We start from the raw sequence: 18226 nt of genomic DNA, 5'->3' as shown, positions 1-18226 counted from the left end.
CGAAATTTAATGATTAGAATTTAAGTCCGGCTTCTCTGGCTCCATCAGCAAGAGCTTTCACTCTTCCGTGATATACAAACCCGTTTCTGTCGAACACAATATTTTCAATACCTGCAGCTTTAGCTTTCTCAGCGATTGCTTTACCTACTGCGGCAGAAATTTCCACTTTTGTACCTTTAGAATCTACTCCTTTCTCTCTGGAAGAAGCAGAAGCCAAAGTTTTACCGTCTTTATCGTCGATCAACTGAGCGTAAATTTCTTTATTACTTTTGTAAACAGATAATCTTGGTAATTCTGAAGAGCCGGAGATTTTCCCTCTTACTCTTCTTTTAATTCTATTTCTTTTTTCTACTTTGCTTAGTGCCATTTTCTTAAGTTTTAAAATTAAGCAGATTTACCAGCTTTACGTCTAACAATTTCTCCAACGAATCGAACTCCTTTTCCTTTGTACGGTTCCGGTTTTCTGAAAGATCTGATCTTTGCAGCCACCATTCCTAAAAGTTGTTTGTCGAAAGAAGATAAGGTAATGATTGGGTTCTTACCTTTTTCAGTCAAGGTTTCTACTGTGATTTCTTTTGGAAGATCCAGTACAATACCGTGAGAGAATCCTAAAGCCAGCTCAAGACGGTTGCCTTGGTTTGATGCTCTGTATCCTACTCCTACAAGTTCAAGTTGTTTGGTCCACCCGGTGGCAGTTCCTTGAATCATGTTATTGATTAACGCTCTGTAAAGACCGTGTAATGCTTTGTGTTGTTTTGATTCGGAAGGTCTATCGAAAGTAAGTATTCCGTCTTCCTGTTTCAGAGTGATTCCTTCGCTAATTTGCTGTGTAAGTTCTCCTTTCGGGCCCTTCACGGTTACCAAACCTTCTTTTTCGGATACAGTAACATTAGCAGGAATTTCTATAATTGATTTACCAATTCTTGACATTTTCCTATAATTAAAAATTAATAAACATAGCAGATTACTTCTCCACCAACTTTTTCTTGTCTGGCTTTTTTATCAGTCATTACTCCTCTAGAAGTTGAGATGATAGCCACTCCCAAACCGTTCAGTACTCTTGGAAGGTCACCTGAACCTTTGTACTGTCTCAAACCTGGTCTTGAAGCTCTTTGGATGCTTTTAATAGCCGGTTTGCTGGTTTGTTTGTCATACTTTAAAGCGATTTTGATATTTCCCTGAACAGCGTGATCTTCGAACTTGAAGTTCAAAATATACCCCTGATCAAATAAAATTTTCGTAATCTCCTTTTTGATTTTCGATGCAGGAATGTCCACCACTTTGTGGCCTGCGCTTTGAGCGTTCCTTACTCTGGTTAGGAAATCTGAAATTGGATCTGTTACCATTTTTCTTTTTTGTTGTTATTGGTTAATGACAATTAGTTTTTATGGGCTTTAAGCTTTAGGCTGTAAGCAATATGCAAAAAATGCTTACTGCTTACCGCTTATTGCGTAAGGGCACATAAACTTTACTGCCTCGATTGTTCTAAATTTGTTACCAACTGGCTTTTTTAACACCCGGGATAAGACCTTTGTTGGCCATTTCTCTGAAGGTTACTCTCGAAAGTCCGAAAGTTCTCATGTATCCTCTTGGTCTTCCTGTTAATTTACATCTGTTGTGTAATCTTACCGGTGAAGCGTCTTTAGGCAATAGCTGCAATCCTGCGTAATCTCCGGCTTCTTTCAAAGCTTTTCTTTTCTCAGCATATTTTGCTACTGTAGCTTCTCTTTTGCGCTCACGCGCTTTCATTGATTCTTTAGCCATCTTTTAGTTCTTTTTGAAAGGTAAACCGAAGTGCGTTAATAATGATTTTGCTTCTTTATCTGTTTTCGCAGAAGTTACGAAAGTAATGTCCATCCCCTGGATTTTCTTTACTTTGTCGATTACGATTTCAGGAAAAATGATCTGCTCAGTAATTCCTAAATTGTAATTTCCTCTTCCGTCGAAACCGTCAGCTTTGATACCGTTGAAATCTCTGATTCGCGGTAAAGCTGAAGAAGTAAGTCTGTCTAAGAACTCATACATTTGTGTAGCTCTTAAAGTCACTCTTGCTCCAACAGGCATTCCTTTTCTCAGTTTGAAAGCGGCCTCATCTTTTTTGGAGATGGTACCTACTGCTTTTTGACCGGTGATTGCGGTTAGTTCTTCAACTGCATAATCCACAATTTTTTTATCGGCTGTAGCAGCTCCTAAACCTTGTGAAATAACGATTTTCTGCAATTTAGGTACCTGCATAACAGATTTGTACCCAAATTCTTCCATCATCGCAGGAATAATCTGTTCGTTATATATTTTCTTTGGTCTTACTATATATTCCATCGTCTTTTTAATTATAAAGTTTCACCGGTTGATTTGGCAACTCTCACTTTTTTATCACCTTCCGTTTTGCTTCCTGTTTTTGTTGCTTTACCGTCTTTATCGATAAGCATAACATTGGAAATATGGATAGATGCTTCTTTCTCTACAATTCCGCCTTGTGGGTTTCCTGCTGAAGGTTTGGTATGTTTTTTAACGATATTCAATCCTGCAACAATTACTCTGGCGTCTTTGCCTTCTTTTCTGATCACTTCAATAACTTCACCTTTCTTTCCTTTAATTTCTTTCTTTCCGGTAGTGATGATGACGTTATCTCCTCTTTTGATTTTTAACTTTGACATTTTCTGTAAATTTTAAAATTAAAGTACTTCAGGAGCTAATGAAATGACTTTCATATATTCTTTATCTCTCAGTTCACGGGCAACGGGTCCGAAAACACGTGTTCCTCTCATTTCGCCGGCTGCATTCAGAAGAACACAAGCATTATCGTCGAATTTGATGTATGAACCGTCTTTTCTGCGGACAGCTTTTTTGGTTCTTACAACAACTGCTTTAGAAACAGTACCTTTTTTAGCGGTTCCCTGTGGCGTAGAATCTTTGATAGTCACTACGATTTTATCACCAACTGAAGCATATCTTCTTCTGGTTCCTCCCAGAACTCTGATAACAAGTACTTCTTTGGCACCTGTGTTATCAGCAACTTTTAATCTTGATTCGGTTTGTAACATTACTTAGCTTTTTCAATGATTCGTACTAATCTCCATCTTTTACTTTTACTTAAAGGTCTTGTTTCAGTAATTAAAACTGTATCGCCTTCAGTACACTCGTTGTTCTCGTCGTGTGCGGTATATTTTTTCGTCTTTAGAACGAATTTACCGTACATTGGGTGTTTTACTCTGGTAGTTTCACTTACAACAATGGTCTTTTCCATTTTATTGCTGGAAACAATTCCGATTCTTTCTTTTCTTAAATTTCTATCCATGATAAAATGAAATTCTTATTGTTGTTTTAGTGTTAATTCAGTTTCAAGTCTTGCGATTGTTTTTCTCAAGTCTTTGATCTGAATAGGATTTTCAATCGGGCTGATTCTGTGGGACAATTTCAGTTTATTGAAATCTGCCTTTACTTCAGCTAATTTGTTTTGGATATCTCCTGCGCTTAGATTTTTGATGTCAGCTTTTTTCATAATAATTAAGATTATTGAGGTTGAACAAAATCGTTAGCGACTACAAATTTCGTCGTTACAGGAAGTTTCTGAGCAGCAAGACGCAATGCCTCTTTTGCCACTTCGTACGGTACCCCTCCTACTTCAAACAATATTTTACCAGGTTTCACTACGGACACCCAATATTCCACGGCACCTTTACCTTTCCCCATCCTTACTTCGGCTGGTTTCTTGGTAATCGGTTTATCCGGAAATACTTTGATCCATAACTGACCTTCTCTTTTCATATATCTTGTCGCAGCAATACGCGCTGCTTCAATTTGTCTTGCAGTGATCCAAGCGCCTTCATTGGCTTTGATCCCGAAAGTTCCGTAAGCGAGTTGATTCCCTCTTTGGGCAATCCCCTTCATCTTCATCTTATGAACTTTACGGAATTTGGTTCTTTTTGGTTGTAACATAATTTCTAGGAATTTTAGATTTTAGATTTTAGCTTTTAAAAAAGTAACGGTCATTTAAAACTGTCCTCTAAAATTTCATTAATTATTTTCTATCTCTTGGTCTTCTGTCTCCTCTGTCGTTACGGTCGTTGCGGTCATTTCTGTCGCCTCTTCCACCTGCAGGTGCTTTTTTCTGTTGTCCTACTAACGGGGAAAGATCTCTTCTACCGTAAACTTCACCTTTCATGATCCAAACTTTTACGCCCAATTTACCGTACTGAGTAAGTGCTTCACCGATATGGTAATCGATATCTGCTCTGAAGGTTGACAATGGGATTCTTCCGTCTTTGAAAGATTCGCTTCTTGCCATCTCCGCTCCGTTCAGTCTTCCTGAAATCTGTACTTTGATTCCTTCAGCTCCCATTCTCATGGTGCTTTGAATGGCCATTTTCACGGCTCTTCTGTAAGAAATTCTGTTTTCGATCTGTTTTGCGATGCTGTCTGCAACCAATACTGCGTCTAATTCAGGTCTTTTGATTTCGAAGATGTTGATCTGGATGTCCTTATCGGTGATCTTTTTCAGTTCTTCTTTCAATTTATCAACTTCCTGACCTCCTTTTCCGATGATTAATCCCGGTCTGGCTGTAGTGATTGTTACTGTTACTAATTTAAGGGTTCTTTCAATATATATTTTTGAAATACCGCCTTTAGATAATCTTGCTTCAAGGTATCTTCTGATTTTGTAATCTTCAGCGATTCTGTCGCCGTAGTTTTTACCACCAAACCAGTTTGAATCCCATCCTCTGATGATACCTAATCTGTTACCAATTGGATTTGTCTTCTGTCCCATACCTTGATTATTTAATGTCTTTAGTACCTAAGATTAATGTGATGTGGTTGGATCTTTTTCTGATTCTGTGACCTCTTCCCTGCGGAGCCGGTCTCAGTCTCTTCAACTGTCTTGCACTATCAACCATAATTTCTTTTACGATTAAATTTGCTTCTTCAATATCCGCACCTTCATTTTTCAACTGCCAGTTGGCCATTGCAGAAAGTAAAACTTTTTCTAACTTGTTAGAAGCGTCTTTTTTCGAAAATTTAAGGATTGCCAAAGCTTTGTCAACTTCAACTCCTCTGATGATATCAGCAACCAATCTCATCTTTCTTGGAGAAGACGGGCAATCATTATGCAACGATTTTGCCACATCCTGGTTTGCTATTTTACGTGCCAATGCACTTTCTCTTTTTCTTGATCCCATGATTATCTACCTCCTTTATTTTTGTTACCACCGTGACCTCTGAAAGATCTTGTCGGAGAAAATTCGCCTAGCTTGTGTCCTACCATGTTTTCAGTTACATATACGGGGATAAAAGATTTCCCGTTGTGTACTGCGATAGTCTGTCCTACGAAGTCTGGAGAAATCATTGATGCTCTGGACCAAGTTTTAATTACCGTCTTTTTATTAGACTCTATATTTGCCTGAACCTTTTTATCTAAAGTATGATGAATGAAAGGTCCTTTTTTAAGTGATCTTGACATAATTATTTTCTTTTAGATATAATAAATCGGTTAGACGCTTTGTTTTTCTTTCTTGTTTTGTATCCTTTTGCAGGCATACCGTTTCTTGATCTTGGATGACCTCCGGAAGATTTTCCTTCACCACCACCCATCGGGTGATCTACAGGGTTCATTACTACCGGTCTTGTTCTTGGTCTTCTGCCCAACCATCTGCTTCTACCTGCTTTACCTGAAACGGTAAGCTGGTGATCTGAGTTGGAAACGGATCCGATCATGGCCATACATTCAGTAAGGATCATTCTTGATTCTCCTGAAGGCAATTTAATGATGGCGTATTTACCGTCTCTTGAAGTCAGCTGTGCGGATGAACCTGCACTTCTCGCCATAACAGCTCCCTGACCTGGTCTCAATTCGATACAAGAAACAACAGTTCCCAAAGGAATGTTTTTCAGTTTCATTGCATTCCCAACATTTGGTTCTGCGGTTTCCGAAGAAATCACTTTCTGGTCTACTTTAATACCGTTTGGAGCGATGATGTATCTCTTCTCTCCGTCTGTATATTCCAATAGAGCGATAAAAGCGGTTCTGTTCGGATCATACTCTACAGTTTTTACCGTTGCTTCAACATCGAATTTATTTCTCTTGAAGTCGATAATTCTGTATTTTTGTTTGTGTCCACCTCCGGTGTAACGCATGGTCATTTTACCAGTATTGTTACGACCACCTGACTTACTAATACCAACGGTTAGAGACTTCTCTGGTTTGTTGGTAGTAATTTCCTCAAAGTTGTTAACAACTCTGAATCTCTGTCCCGGGGTGATAGGTTTTAATTTTCTAACAGACATTACTATTGATATTTAATTAATTCGTTGCAAAAATATCAATCACTTCACCTTCAGCAAGTGAAACGACTGCTTTTTTCAATTTGTTGGTTTTCCCAACCTGTAATCCTTTTTTGGTGTGTTTCGAAGAAACTTTAGGAGCGTAAATCATTGTTCTTACGTCTGCTACTTTTACACCGTAAGCAACTTCAACCGCTTTTTTAATCTGGATTTTATTCGCTTTAGTATTCACTAAAAAAGAATAAGCACCTCTTAAATCGGTAAGATAGTTGGCCTTTTCTGAAATGATGGGTTTAATAATAATCGACATGATTTATTTTCTTAAGTTTTCCTGAAATTTTTCGATAGCACCTTCTAAAAATACAATCTCGCCTGCATGTACCAAGTCATAAGAACTGATCTCGTTATAAGTCAATACTTTAGTTTTCGGTAAATTTCTTGAGGACAGATATACGTTTTTATTAGCTTCCGGAAGAATGTAAAGGGATTTTTTGCCTTCGAATCCTAGGGTATTGTTCAGTGTGATAAAATCTTTGGTTTTAGGAGCATCAAAGTTGAATGCTTCCAGAACTTTAATTGAATTATCTCTCATTTTCTGAGAAAGTACTGATTTTTTTGCTAATCTTTTCAAAGCTTTGTTCAGTTTGAAACGGTAGTCTCTTGGTTTTGGACCAAAAACTCTACCTCCACCTCTAAAGGTTGGCGACTTGATATCACCATATCTTGCAGAACCTGAACCTTTCTGTTTTTTCAACTTTTTAGTTGAACCAACGATTTCGCTTCTTTCTTTTGATTTATGTGTTCCCTGACGCTGAGCAGCAAGGAATTGTTTCACTTCTAAGTAAACCGCGTGCTGGTTAGGCTCAATTCCAAAAATGGCTTCGTCTAACTGAACTGTTCTTCCGGTTTCTTTTCCTGATGTATTGAATACTACTAGTTCCATTTTCTGATAATTACATAAGAATTTTTCGCTCCCGGAACAGCACCTTTTACTACTAAAAGATTTTGTTCTTCATCTACTCTTAACACTTGAAGGTTTGAAACAGTAACCTGCTTACCACCCATTCTACCTGCCATACGCATTCCTTTGAATACTCTTGACGGGTCGGAACCTGCACCAATGGAACCTGGGGCTCTCAATCTGTTGTGCTGTCCGTGAGTTGCCTGCATTACCCCAGCAAAGTTGTGTCTTTTAACAACCCCCTGGAAACCTTTACCTTTTGAAGTACCTGTAACGTCAACAAATTCGCCTTGAGCGAACAGATTAACTTTTACTTCATCTCCAACGCTTAATTTGTCTACGAATTCATGATAGAATTCAACCAATTTAGCTTTTGGAGCAGAACCCGCCTTTTTGAAATGGCCGGCTAACGCTTTACCAACGTTCTTTTCACTCTTGTCATCGAAACCAAGCTGAGCAGCTTTATACCCATCTTTTTCTATGGTTCTGACCTGTAAAACCGAGCAAGGACCAGCCTGAATAACTGTACACGGCATGTTTTTGCCGTTTTCGTCAAACAGGGAAGTCATCCCGATTTTTTTACCAATAATACCTGACATTATTTATATATATTATTTAATATTCACGTTTTTCAATCAAAGTTTCGGTGATTTCTATTTCTGAAATAGGCATACTTCTTCCCTAAATTGAGTGTGCAAATGTAAGAAGTTTTTTTGAATTGACAAACAGAGAGTTAAAAATAATTTGAAGATTTAACAAAAAAACTCCAGCACGGGCTGAAGTTTACATTATTTCGTTAATTACTGAATTTTAGATGCCATCTCTCTCGATTTCCTGCTCAATTTTCAGGTTTCTCATTTTCAGTTCCTGGTTGTCTTCGGCCGCATCGATTGAGTGGGACATATGGAGGTCGTTATCTTTCTCTGCAAGATCCGCGAGCTTTTCATAATACCGGTGGAGTTTATCCAGTTCCTTTTCTGTGAGGTCCTCAATGTCCACAATCCTGTTGCTGGCTTTTTCGTGCGCGGCAATCAGTTCATTGAGTTTGATCTGTATGGCTTTGGAATCCTTGTTCTGTGCTTTTTGGATGAGGAAAACCATCAGAAAAGTAATAATGGTGGTTCCGGTATTGATGACCATCTGCCAGGTTTCAGAAAATTTAAAAATGGGTCCCGTTGCTGCCCAAATGATGACGAGGATAGAGGCTCCGATAAATGCTGCGGCACTTCCGGTAAAGGTACTCGCCCAGTTGGCAAAATTATCAAAGAAACTTTTTTTGTGTTCTGTTTCCATTTTATGAATTTACTTTAAATTGAAATTTATTCACCATTCCCTGACAAATATTGTGCTAAAGTATTTTAGCTTTTTAAAAACCCCTATTTAAGTTTCCTGCGTTAGAATTACAAAAAAATCCCTCTTCTTGCGAAAAGGGATCTGATATTACAATAAGGCCTGTAAAGAATTAAATTTAAACATCTCAATTACTAATTAAGAATGTAATCAAATTGCTTTTTACCCCTTTTTAAAACTAATTTCACCGGTTTTTTGGCTTCTTGTACATAGCTTATTACTTTACAATATTGTTCTGCATCAATATCAGCGGTGTTGATTGAATCGATGCTGATAATCTGGTCGTGAAGTTTTAGCATTTTGTTGGTCGGCTCATCCCAAAAGAAACACACTTCTATCTCCCTGCTGTTCTTTTCCGATTTACAAATTTTGATTTTTCGTAACGGTTCTGCTTTAGTACTCTTCTCATTTTTGGCAAATGCAATTTCATCAGTCAAGAAATTAAAAATAAAACCGTTTTGAAGAATTATGCCATTGCCTATATTTGGAAGGACTTTAGGAGCTAAAATTACTTCATATTCACTAAAATCAATATTTCCTAAGCTAAGGCTTTCTAGGCGGGCTTTCTTTAATTCCACCTTTTGGCTGCCATTGATTGTTGTAACCAGATTTCCTCTGCCTTTTGTGGAATTGTAATATGTACCAAAACCAAAATTATTGATATAAATGTAATTCGGAAAAATAAATGTACCAAAATGTCCAGTATCAATAAGTGCCAGAAACTTATAGTCATTCACTTTCATTTCTACAAGTGGTATACTACCAGCCCATTTTACCGATGTTGGTTCATTGTAACCTTCATAAGTGAAAGGTTTCTGAGAAAAAAATAATTTATTTTCCTTTTTTACAAATTTCCAGTTCAACTTTTTAAGTACGTTAGCACCAATAATTCCGTCTAATTTTGAACAATTGTTTTTAAATAGTTGGGACAAATCACTTTTAATAAAAGCAAAATCTGACAATTGATTTTCACCAATTTTGAAATCGAGATAAAACAAATCCTTTTCCTCCTCATTTCCCAATGGATCCTTTATCTTTATTTTTTCTTTACGCTCAACTATATTCGCATTTTTAAAACTCTGATTATTTAGTATAGAAACAGAGGCCCCTGTATCCACCAGAAATGTATAATCTTTACTATTAATATTTATTATTAACAATAAGCCATTTGCATTATCCTCTAGTGAAATGTATTCTATGTTATCGACTAATTTCACACCTCCATCATTTAAATAAGCAAGATTAGTTGCAGTTTGTGTAAAATACAAATTTGAAATGAAAAGAAATAATAAAATATAAAGTATGTTATTCATAATATATGTTTACAATTTTTCTACAATCGTTATGATTGCCGCTACTTAACCTAAAGCGGAACCTATGGCTTGAAGATTGGTAGTCGTACCCGGTGCATCACCATTTGCATCTGAATTTAGCCAATTCCAAAAATTGCTTAGATGACAGCCAATTTGACACCACTTACAAGATCCCGATTTGTCCATTGCTACATAACTCTCACTTAATCCAAATAATTACAATGAACCTTTTTCAAAATCAACTTCTTTTATATCAGTGACTTGTGCCTCTAAATTATTTCTTTAAATATAATTCAGAGCTTCACTCATTCTATGCCCACTAACATCCTCATCACTCACATGATTGGAAATAATATTATAAGCTTCAAAAAGCAAAGCATCTCCTGCCTGAGTAATATTATTCAAATTGTTTTCTGGGTCTAACGCATCTTTAAATTGTGGATATGTCATACCTTCAGAATAATATGCCCTTATTCCATTAACAAAACTCACCATATCCAATCTTATTGACTCCGACGCTAAATTCAAATCTACATCATCTTCAACTGCAGTTGTTAATACATATATGTTGAAATTACCTCCGGAGAAAATTGTTCTCCGATTATTATCTCCCGGCTACATGAGGTTAGCAGGACCAAACCAAATAACGAAGTCTTGAATACGTGACCCCAAAACTTAGCAATAATAAATTTTTTCATAATACATTGTTTTTGTTGGTTAATGTCTCACGAATCTAAATCTATGCAAATTTTTTATGACAAATGTCAGGTTTTTTATCAATTTAGAATTAATCTAAAAAAAATCCCTCTTCTATCGAAAAGGGATTTTTATTTTGTAATCTGGAAATCCAGAAGCAATTTAATTTTATGGATAATTTGTTCCAACCGTTGTGGACTTCGAACAGTTTGTAGAATTATCTGTACAAGGTGTACAGTAATAATAGCCATCACTTCCCAGTTTAGGATTACATCCGCTTGGACATCCTGAGCAGGTGGTTGTGCCTCCTGAATCATTAAAATCATATATGAATGAACTTTGCATTAACTGTAGCCTGTGAGCTACTTTCACCGTATTATCTTCATTTCTACCCAAAACATAATAATATTCCTTTCCGGAATCAGAACGATCCGACTTTATCTGATAGTCGATAAGTATTGCAGCATTATTCTGAGCTTTTAATGTACTACTAAAATGAGTTTTTACTTTTTGAAACTCATCTGTTAGCCTAATTGTACCGTCAGAACTAATAGTTGCAACAGTAATCTGGGAATAACAAAAAAACCCAATAAGCATGGCAAAAAATCCCGTAACTTTTTTCATAATACATAAATTTAATTGGTTAAAGTCTCACGAATCTAAATCTAAATCTATGCAAATTTTTTATGACAAATGTCAGGTTTTTTTATCAATTTAGAATTAATCTAAAAATCCCTCTTCTTTCGAAAAGGGATTGTAAATAATTAATTTTCAGCTTCGGTGATTTCCCACTCAAATATCTGTTCCACTCCAAAACGCTTTCGCTCTTCTACTTTAACTTTCAAATCAGGCGGAAGGGCAGCCCGAGTTTTAGCAAAAACAGCATTTATCTCAGCTTCCTTCATTTCTACAAAGTCCCTCATTTTTATATTTTCCTTATTTAAAAATTGTGGTTTGTACCCTATTTTTTCTTTTGAATCGACATCAATGCTTTCTGCCCTCCATATATCGTACGGTTTTCCTTCAACACGGATATCCAAAATAAGACCAGGTAAGCCAAAGAACTTAAAAGGACCAGCACTTATAGGTATTTCATGAGTAAAATAAGCAACTATTTTCGAACCCCTGAAGATGGCCTCCGCTTTAATACAATTATAACCTAGAATTTTTTTAGTCTCTTTTTCCAGAACCGTCCATATAGGCTTAGGAACCTTATCATAAATAAAATAGTCTTTTATATTTACGTATGATGTAAAGAAAAAATCTCTTGCGGGATCATCATTCAAATCACTAACGAAATATTCTTTTGAAATTTTCCGGGTGTTTTTAGCAACAGCGACAATATTTCCTTCCGCCATATTTTTATTGAACGTTATGATAGAATCCTGAATAGAGATCACTTGGGTTCCATTAATATAGAGATTTTCATAAAGAGTAGCGATTGGAGATCGAACATTTAAATACTTCACATGTATCTGTTGAGAATCAAATTTATTCCAAAACAGACACAATAGAAATAATAATAATTTATTCATCATAATTTAAAAAAAAGAAGATATTTGAAATAAGATAAGCTTAAGAATCATTCTTATGTCAACCAATATCCCGCAATCACTAAAGTCAATTTCACTGCGCTTTGATATCTTTGACAGCTCTGAAGATCGGGTTGATCCGAACTAAAATATTGAGAGCCAGTTATATATCCACCAGCGTCATAATAAACTACAAAAACTCCACATTCTTGAACCGAAATAAATTTATCGCAATTTAATTCAGTCTTTTTTTCGTTCAGCTTTGTTTCAACTGAACTCTTTGCACTCAAAAAACCAGCAGCTGCAAATGCTGCTAATAAAATAATTTTTTTCATGATACATAAATTTGTTGGTTAATGTCCCACGAATCTAAATCTAAATCTATCCAAATTTTTTATGACAAATATCATGTTTTACATAAATTTAGAATTAATCTAAACAAAAATCCCTCTTCTTTCGAAAAGGGATTTTTTATTATTCAAAGTATTTTGGAACGGCTCTTCGGCTTCGCTCAGAGACCGTACCATCATCACACTTTAATTTCTACATCAACTCCAGACGGAAGCTCTAATTTCATCAGGGCATCAACCGTTTTGGAAGAAGAAGAGTAGATGTCCATCAATCGCTTGTGGGCAGAAAGCTGGAACTGTTCTCTTGCTTTTTTGTTTACGTGCGGAGATCTTAGTACGGTAAAGATTCTCTTGTTCGTTGGCAATGGGATTGGTCCGTTTACAACAGCGCCAGTCGCTTTTACCGTTCTTACGATTTTCTCAGCAGATTTGTCTACCAAATTATAATCGTACGATTTTAATTTTATTCTGATTCTTTGTGACATTTTAATACAATTTAAAGATTAACCTTTTGCTTTGGCAATAATTGCTTCTGCAACGTTTGTAGGAGCCGCCTCATACTTCTCGAATTCCATAGAAGAAGTTGCTCTTCCGGAAGAAAGTGTTCTGAGCGTAGTTACATATCCAAACATTTCAGAAAGCGGAACGAATCCTTTAATTACTTTCGCATTGTTTCTATCATCCATCCCGTTTACGGTACCTCTTCTTTTGTTAAGGTCACCTACGATGTCTCCCATGTATTCTTCTGGAGTTACCACTTCAATTTTCATGATTGGTTCCATGATTACCGGTTTTGCTTTTCTACCCGCTTCTTTGAATCCTAATTTCGCAGCCAATTCAAAAGAAAGGGCATCAGAATCTACCGGGTGGAAAGATCCATCTTTCAAAGTAACTTTAATCCCTTCAACTTCAAAACCAGCCAAAGGACCGTTTTTCATTGCTGCTTTAAATCCTTTTTCAATAGAAGGAACAAATTCTTTTGGAACGTTTCCACCTTTGATTTCATTGATGAATTCTAAGCCGGGTTTATTGTCATCTGCAGGTTCTAGTACAAATACAATATCTGCAAATTTACCACGACCACCTGATTGTTTTTTGTAAACTTCTCTGTGATTGGCAGCCAATGTAAGATTTTCTTTGTATTCTACCTGAGGTTCTCCCTGATTTACTTCTACTTTGAATTCTCTTCTCATACGATCTACAAGAATGTCAAGGTGAAGTTCACCCATTCCGGAGATAATCGTTTGACCAGAAGCTTCGTCAGTTTTAACCTGGAAAGTAGGATCTTCTTCAGCTAATTTAGCCAAAGCGTTCCCCATTTTATCCTGGTCAGCTTTCGTTTTCGGCTCAACAGCGATACCAATTACCGGATCCGGGAAAACCATCGATTCTAGAACGATTGGGTTTTTCTCATCACACATTGTATCACCAGTTTTGATGGATTTGAAACCTACCGCTGCACCAATATCTCCTGCTTCAATATAATCTACAGGATTTTGCTTATTAGCATGCATTTGGTAAATTCTGGAGATTCTTTCCTTATCTCCTGAACGGGTGTTCAAGATGTAAGAACCTGCATCCAGTCTTCCAGAATATGCTCTGAAGAATGCCAATCTTCCTACGAAAGGATCGGTAGCAATCTTAAATGCCAAAGCCGCGAAAGGCTCTTTTACATCTGGTTTTCTTGTAACCTCAAGATCTGTTCTTGGGTCTGTACCTTTGATATCATCTTTATCTAATGGCGAAGGCAAATATTTACATACTGCATCCAACATGAACTGTACTCCTTTATTCTTGAATGAAGAACCACAAGTCATTGGGATAATAGATAAATCGATAGTCGCTTTTCTAAGAGCTTCATTAATTTCGTCTTCTGAAATTGAATCTGGATCTTCGAAGAATTTCTCCATCAAAGTATCATCATAATCAGCAACAGCTTCAACTAATTTTTCTCTGTATTCCAGAACTTCCGCTTTCATGTCTTCAGGAATTGGCACTACTTCAAAAGTAGCTCCTTGTCCTGCTTCGTCCCAAACGATTGCTCTGTTTTTAATTAAGTCAACAACACCTTTGAAATCTTCTTCAGCACCGATTGGTAAAACGATTGGAACGGCATTGGATCCTAACATTGTCTTAACCTGGTTTACCACGTTAAGGAAGTCAGCACCTTGACGGTCCATTTTGTTTACGAATCCCATTCTTGCTACTTTGTAGTTGTCGGCAAGTCTCCAGTTTGTTTCAGACTGAGGCTCAACTCCATCTACTGCAGAGAAAAGGAATACCAATCCATCCAATACTCTCAAAGAACGGTTTACTTCTACGGTGAAGTCAACGTGTCCAGGTGTATCGATAATGTTGAAGTGGTAAGGTTTGCTTTCCGGTAATTTTTTACCTTGGTCTGTAGGGAAATTCCAAGAACAAGTAGTTGCAGCAGAAGTAATGGTAATTCCTCTTTCTGCTTCCTGCTCCATCCAGTCCATTGTAGAAGCACCATCGTGAACTTCCCCAATTTTGTGATTAACCCCTGTATAGAATAAAATTCTTTCTGTAGTCGTGGTTTTACCTGCATCAATGTGAGCGGCGATACCAATGTTTCTAGTAAATTTAAGATCTCTACTCATTACAGATTAGAATTTAAAGTGAGAAAATGCTTTGTTTGCTTCAGCCATTCTGTGAGTGTCTGTTTTCTTTTTGTAAGCAGCACCTTCTTCTTTTGCAGCAGCGATTACTTCAGTAGCCAATTTCTGAGCCATTGATTTGTCGTTTCTTGCTGTTGAATATTTGATTAACCATTTCATTGCCATAGAAATTTTTCTGTCGGCTCTGATTGGCATTGGAATCTGAAAGTTAGCACCACCGATTCTTCTTGAACGCACCTCTACGTGAGGCATAACGTTTGTTAAAGCATCTTTCCAGATTTCAAGGGCAGTTTTTTCGTTTTCTCCTTTTTTGCTTTCTACGATATCCAATGCATCATAGAATATTTTGAATGCGATGGATTTTTTACCGTCCATCATCAAATTGTTTACAAATCTTGTTACCAGTTGATCATTAAATTTAGGATCGGGTAACAACGGTCTTTTTTTCGCTTTTGTCTTTCTCATTGTTTCGTGTCTTACTGATTAATGATTACTTTTTCTTTCCTTTTGCAGGTGCTGCAGCTGCCTGACCTGGTTTTGGTCTTTTAGCTCCGTACTTTGATCTTCTTTGGGTTCTTCCGCTTACTCCAGCGGTATCCAAAGCTCCACGAACAATGTGATAACGTACTCCCGGTAGGTCTTTCACCCTTCCTCCGCGTACCAATACTATCGAGTGCTCTTGAAGATTATGACCTTCGCCCGGGATGTAGGCGTTGACTTCTTTACCGTTCGAAAGTCTTACCCTTGCAACTTTTCTAAGTGCAGAGTTCGGTTTCTTAGGAGTGGTAGTATATACTCTTGTACATACACCCCGTCTTTGTGGACATGAATCAAGGGCAGCCGATTTACTCTTCTTGGTAAGTGCGACTCTTCCTTTTCTAACTAATTGTTGAATAGTAGGCATTTAATTGCTTTTTATTTTAGGGTGCAAAATTAAGATTATTTTTTTAACCTGCAAGTACAATTGTCTAATTTATAAGAATTTGTAACCAACGTTTACTTTAAAATAAGTCGCGATGTATACAAAATCTGCGATTTATCTTTAACTGTGTCATATTTCAACCATTTGATCTGGGGATTTATAGTTCCGGCGATAGCTTGTTTAATTTCACCCTTTTGAGTGTTTGTATGCTGATATGTAAATGACTTTTCAAGGACGGGTATATGATATTCCGTTATAATTTTTATATCCTTTTCATCATTATACATATACTTCTTCTCCTTAAATTGAACCATCTGTGGCACTATTTCAGCCTTATTTTTCAAATAATTTTCCGGACTTTTTAAACTGTAAATTGTCAGGAACATTAGAAAAAAGCTCCCTAATCTGAAAATGAATGCATCAGATTTTAAATCTTTAAAATAGATAACCAGAAAAGAGAAAAACACACAGAAATTAGCCGCTGCCAGCATTCTTACATTCATCTCTTCAATCTGTTGAAAATAACCCGATATTAAAAGGGTAATTGCATACACTCCTGAAATAATCCAAAGAAGATAATGAAACTGTAACTGAAGATTCTCTTTTTTTATTCGGACGAGCCGGACAAGATATTTCAGCAAAAGCAAATCAAAAATCATTAATAGTATCTGAAAAGCAATACTTACAATACTGTTGGAAGTGGGTTTAATTCCTATAAAAGGGTCCACAACATTGCTTACTCCTAAAATATCCCGGAATATATAAACCGCATAATACGCCGAAGGGGCACCACGGAGATTCTCTCCGGTAAAACTCCCGTAAACATTATAATTAACTCCTATATAAATGCAAATTCCTAATCCCGCAAACAATAATAATTTAAAGAAATCACCTTTTAAAGGAAATGCTTTTACCCGTAACATAAGCACCCAGAAAACACCAACACCCATATAAATATAAACTCCTGAGTATCTCACGATAAACAAAAGCACCAAAAGTAATGACGCAGAAAGTATAAAACGACGTGAGTTAATTTTCCCGTAAAATCTTTCATGAAACAAATAAATAAGGAAATACAGGATGAAAATAAATATGCCTTCTGAACAGGCGTTGTTCAGCGCAAAAAAAAGAGTTTTGCCTGCAAACAGCAGTACGGTCTCTCTGAAATAAAACTTTTTAAAATAAGAAAACAGAAGGATAATTAATATCATTGAAATATTCAGCATTTTGGAAGCCCAAAAATAATCCTGGAAAAGGAGGTGAAAAATTCTGATAAAAATCGGATACCCCGGTGGAAAAAGATTCGTTTCAGGTTTGGGTAAATCCGAAGCAATTCCAAAATAAGAAAGGCTGTCAGCCCCAATCCCTCCTGCCGGAAGAAAAAAGGACTGAAAAAAATAAATTGCAATCACTGCAATTGCTAAAAACACATATTTCTTCATGCACAGAATATTCAGGGCAAATATGCACAATTTAATTATTTTATTCAATGATCCACAAACTGCGGGAACGAACAATTATCTGACCTTATACTTTTGTATTAAAAAAGGCTCCTGTCATTCAGCGATTGTTGTTTGGAATTTCTAAATTTGTCTGTCCTCAGAGCTACTTTAATCTGAAGAATGACTGGAATTAACCCCAAAATCATCATTCTATGAAAAATTCACATACTCTTCTAGTATCATTATCATTGATTTTCTGTGTTGTTTTTACAAAAGGTCAGAACGGAAAACTCGGTGAGCCTTCAAAAACGACTTTCACCACTTCAGGTTATAATCAAAAATTAGCGGATTCCTTAAACGCTGACGAAAGAGGAATGAAAAATTACATGCTCATTATCCTTAAAACCGGCCCGAAAGATGCTGAAATTACAAATAAAACACAGCGCGCGGAACTCTTTAAAGGTCATTTCTCCAACATGACGGAAATGGAAAAATCAGGAAAGCTTAAACTTGCCGGTCCTTTCGCTACAAAAAACACTCTTGGTTACCGCGGAATTTTTCTTCTGGATGTGAAAACCGAGGCCGAAGCCCGGGCGCTTTTGCAGAATGACCCTACGGTCAAAATTGGAATTTTCCAAGTGGAAATTCTGCCGTGGTATGGTTCCGCAGCGATTCCGATGCATCTGAAATACCACAAACAGATTTCGAAAGAGAATCCCTAAACTTTTCCACAAACGGGAAA

General features: G+C 36.7%; 29 protein-coding genes. 1 reads left to right on the top strand and 28 read right to left on the bottom strand.

What is annotated here, in order from left to right:
- Window positions 1-13: 13 nt before the first annotated feature.
- From rplR to FUA25_RS10225, 28 genes are all read right to left on the bottom strand, one after another.
- Complete coding sequence (gene rplR / locus FUA25_RS10360; protein WP_147756831.1) at window positions 14-367, bottom strand: 50S ribosomal protein L18; 354 nt, start codon at window positions 365-367, stop codon at window positions 14-16.
- A 17-nt stretch (window positions 368-384) separates the two neighbouring features.
- Window positions 385-930: a 50S ribosomal protein L6 gene (gene rplF / locus FUA25_RS10355; RefSeq protein WP_147756830.1), complete on the bottom strand. Its 546-nt coding sequence runs from the start codon at window positions 928-930 to the stop codon at window positions 385-387.
- Window positions 931-947: 17 nt separating this feature from the next.
- Window positions 948-1346 carry a 30S ribosomal protein S8 gene (rpsH, locus tag FUA25_RS10350; RefSeq protein WP_147756829.1) on the bottom strand — a complete coding sequence of 133 codons (399 nt, stop codon included), beginning with the start codon at window positions 1344-1346 and terminating at the stop codon, window positions 948-950.
- Between the two features lie 148 nt (window positions 1347-1494).
- Complete coding sequence (rpsN, locus tag FUA25_RS10345; RefSeq protein ID WP_039341538.1) at window positions 1495-1764, bottom strand: 30S ribosomal protein S14; 270 nt, start codon at window positions 1762-1764, stop codon at window positions 1495-1497.
- A 3-nt stretch (window positions 1765-1767) separates the two neighbouring features.
- The gene (gene rplE / locus FUA25_RS10340) at window positions 1768-2319 is read right to left on the bottom strand and encodes a 50S ribosomal protein L5 (RefSeq protein WP_147756828.1); all 552 of its coding nucleotides are present in this window, start codon (window positions 2317-2319) and stop codon (window positions 1768-1770) included.
- 11 nt (window positions 2320-2330) lie between these two features.
- Window positions 2331-2657 carry a 50S ribosomal protein L24 gene (gene rplX / locus FUA25_RS10335; RefSeq protein ID WP_147756827.1) on the bottom strand — a complete coding sequence of 109 codons (327 nt, stop codon included), beginning with the start codon at window positions 2655-2657 and terminating at the stop codon, window positions 2331-2333.
- Window positions 2658-2675: 18 nt separating this feature from the next.
- Window positions 2676-3044: a 50S ribosomal protein L14 gene (gene rplN / locus FUA25_RS10330; protein WP_147756826.1), complete on the bottom strand. Its 369-nt coding sequence runs from the start codon at window positions 3042-3044 to the stop codon at window positions 2676-2678.
- Window positions 3044-3301, bottom strand: a complete 258-nt coding sequence (rpsQ, locus tag FUA25_RS10325; protein ID WP_088263399.1) for a 30S ribosomal protein S17 — start codon at window positions 3299-3301, stop codon at window positions 3044-3046. The genes rplN and rpsQ overlap by 1 nt, the downstream gene beginning before the upstream one ends.
- Window positions 3302-3313: 12 nt before the next feature.
- Window positions 3314-3502: a 50S ribosomal protein L29 gene (rpmC, locus tag FUA25_RS10320; RefSeq protein ID WP_147756825.1), complete on the bottom strand. Its 189-nt coding sequence runs from the start codon at window positions 3500-3502 to the stop codon at window positions 3314-3316.
- Between the two features lie 11 nt (window positions 3503-3513).
- On the bottom strand, window positions 3514-3939 hold the full coding sequence (rplP, locus tag FUA25_RS10315; RefSeq protein ID WP_147756824.1) for a 50S ribosomal protein L16: 426 nt from the start codon (window positions 3937-3939) through the stop codon (window positions 3514-3516).
- 82 nt (window positions 3940-4021) lie between these two features.
- Window positions 4022-4768, bottom strand: a complete 747-nt coding sequence (rpsC, locus tag FUA25_RS10310; protein WP_147756823.1) for a 30S ribosomal protein S3 — start codon at window positions 4766-4768, stop codon at window positions 4022-4024.
- Between the two features lie 7 nt (window positions 4769-4775).
- Window positions 4776-5177: a 50S ribosomal protein L22 gene (gene rplV, locus FUA25_RS10305; protein ID WP_147756822.1), complete on the bottom strand. Its 402-nt coding sequence runs from the start codon at window positions 5175-5177 to the stop codon at window positions 4776-4778.
- A 2-nt stretch (window positions 5178-5179) separates the two neighbouring features.
- Window positions 5180-5458 (bottom strand): 30S ribosomal protein S19, encoded by a 279-nt coding sequence (gene rpsS / locus FUA25_RS10300; protein ID WP_147756821.1) that lies wholly within the window; start codon window positions 5456-5458, stop codon window positions 5180-5182.
- Between the two features lie 2 nt (window positions 5459-5460).
- Window positions 5461-6282, bottom strand: a complete 822-nt coding sequence (gene rplB / locus FUA25_RS10295) for a 50S ribosomal protein L2 (protein ID WP_147756820.1) — start codon at window positions 6280-6282, stop codon at window positions 5461-5463.
- Between the two features lie 16 nt (window positions 6283-6298).
- The gene (rplW, locus tag FUA25_RS10290) at window positions 6299-6589 is read right to left on the bottom strand and encodes a 50S ribosomal protein L23 (protein ID WP_147756819.1); all 291 of its coding nucleotides are present in this window, start codon (window positions 6587-6589) and stop codon (window positions 6299-6301) included.
- 3 nt (window positions 6590-6592) lie between these two features.
- Window positions 6593-7222, bottom strand: a complete 630-nt coding sequence (gene rplD / locus FUA25_RS10285) for a 50S ribosomal protein L4 (RefSeq protein WP_147756818.1) — start codon at window positions 7220-7222, stop codon at window positions 6593-6595.
- Window positions 7213-7839, bottom strand: coding sequence for a 50S ribosomal protein L3 (gene rplC, locus FUA25_RS10280; protein ID WP_147756817.1), 627 nt, complete (start codon window positions 7837-7839; stop codon window positions 7213-7215). Before rplC ends, rplD begins: the two co-directional genes overlap by 10 nt.
- Before the next feature lie 211 nt (window positions 7840-8050).
- On the bottom strand, window positions 8051-8533 hold the full coding sequence (locus FUA25_RS10275) for a low affinity iron permease family protein (RefSeq protein ID WP_147756816.1): 483 nt from the start codon (window positions 8531-8533) through the stop codon (window positions 8051-8053).
- 191 nt (window positions 8534-8724) lie between these two features.
- Window positions 8725-9903: an aspartyl protease family protein gene (locus FUA25_RS10270; protein ID WP_147756815.1), complete on the bottom strand. Its 1179-nt coding sequence runs from the start codon at window positions 9901-9903 to the stop codon at window positions 8725-8727.
- Window positions 9904-10185: 282 nt separating this feature from the next.
- Complete coding sequence (locus FUA25_RS10265; RefSeq protein ID WP_147756814.1) at window positions 10186-10398, bottom strand: hypothetical protein; 213 nt, start codon at window positions 10396-10398, stop codon at window positions 10186-10188.
- A 369-nt stretch (window positions 10399-10767) separates the two neighbouring features.
- Window positions 10768-11223, bottom strand: coding sequence for a hypothetical protein (locus tag FUA25_RS10260; RefSeq protein ID WP_147756813.1), 456 nt, complete (start codon window positions 11221-11223; stop codon window positions 10768-10770).
- 140 nt (window positions 11224-11363) lie between these two features.
- Window positions 11364-12137, bottom strand: a complete 774-nt coding sequence (locus tag FUA25_RS10255; RefSeq protein ID WP_147756812.1) for a GLPGLI family protein — start codon at window positions 12135-12137, stop codon at window positions 11364-11366.
- A gap of 50 nt (window positions 12138-12187) precedes the next feature.
- A complete protein-coding gene (locus FUA25_RS10250; RefSeq protein ID WP_147756811.1) occupies window positions 12188-12466 on the bottom strand; it encodes a hypothetical protein in 279 nt (92 codons plus the stop codon).
- A 194-nt stretch (window positions 12467-12660) separates the two neighbouring features.
- Window positions 12661-12966: a 30S ribosomal protein S10 gene (rpsJ, locus tag FUA25_RS10245; protein WP_031503579.1), complete on the bottom strand. Its 306-nt coding sequence runs from the start codon at window positions 12964-12966 to the stop codon at window positions 12661-12663.
- Window positions 12967-12984: 18 nt separating this feature from the next.
- Complete coding sequence (fusA, locus tag FUA25_RS10240) at window positions 12985-15102, bottom strand: elongation factor G (RefSeq protein WP_147756810.1); 2118 nt, start codon at window positions 15100-15102, stop codon at window positions 12985-12987.
- Window positions 15103-15108: 6 nt separating this feature from the next.
- Window positions 15109-15585, bottom strand: coding sequence for a 30S ribosomal protein S7 (rpsG, locus tag FUA25_RS10235; protein ID WP_147756809.1), 477 nt, complete (start codon window positions 15583-15585; stop codon window positions 15109-15111).
- A gap of 25 nt (window positions 15586-15610) precedes the next feature.
- Entirely contained in the window at window positions 15611-16024 is a 414-nt protein-coding gene (rpsL, locus tag FUA25_RS10230; RefSeq protein ID WP_027383325.1) for a 30S ribosomal protein S12, read from the bottom strand.
- A gap of 92 nt (window positions 16025-16116) precedes the next feature.
- On the bottom strand, window positions 16117-16992 hold the full coding sequence (locus tag FUA25_RS10225; protein WP_147756808.1) for a hypothetical protein: 876 nt from the start codon (window positions 16990-16992) through the stop codon (window positions 16117-16119).
- A 704-nt stretch (window positions 16993-17696) separates the two neighbouring features.
- Here FUA25_RS10225 and FUA25_RS10220 point away from each other — a divergent pair.
- Window positions 17697-18206, top strand: a complete 510-nt coding sequence (locus FUA25_RS10220; protein ID WP_147756807.1) for a YciI family protein — start codon at window positions 17697-17699, stop codon at window positions 18204-18206.
- Window positions 18207-18226: the final 20 nt, after the last annotated feature.

This window comes from Chryseobacterium sp. (genome assembly GCF_008014695.1).
In the GTDB taxonomy this organism is placed as follows: Bacteria; Bacteroidota; Bacteroidia; order Flavobacteriales; family Weeksellaceae; genus Kaistella.
Note: the sequence above shows the minus strand (reverse complement) of the source record. Positions and strands in the feature narration are given on the sequence as shown.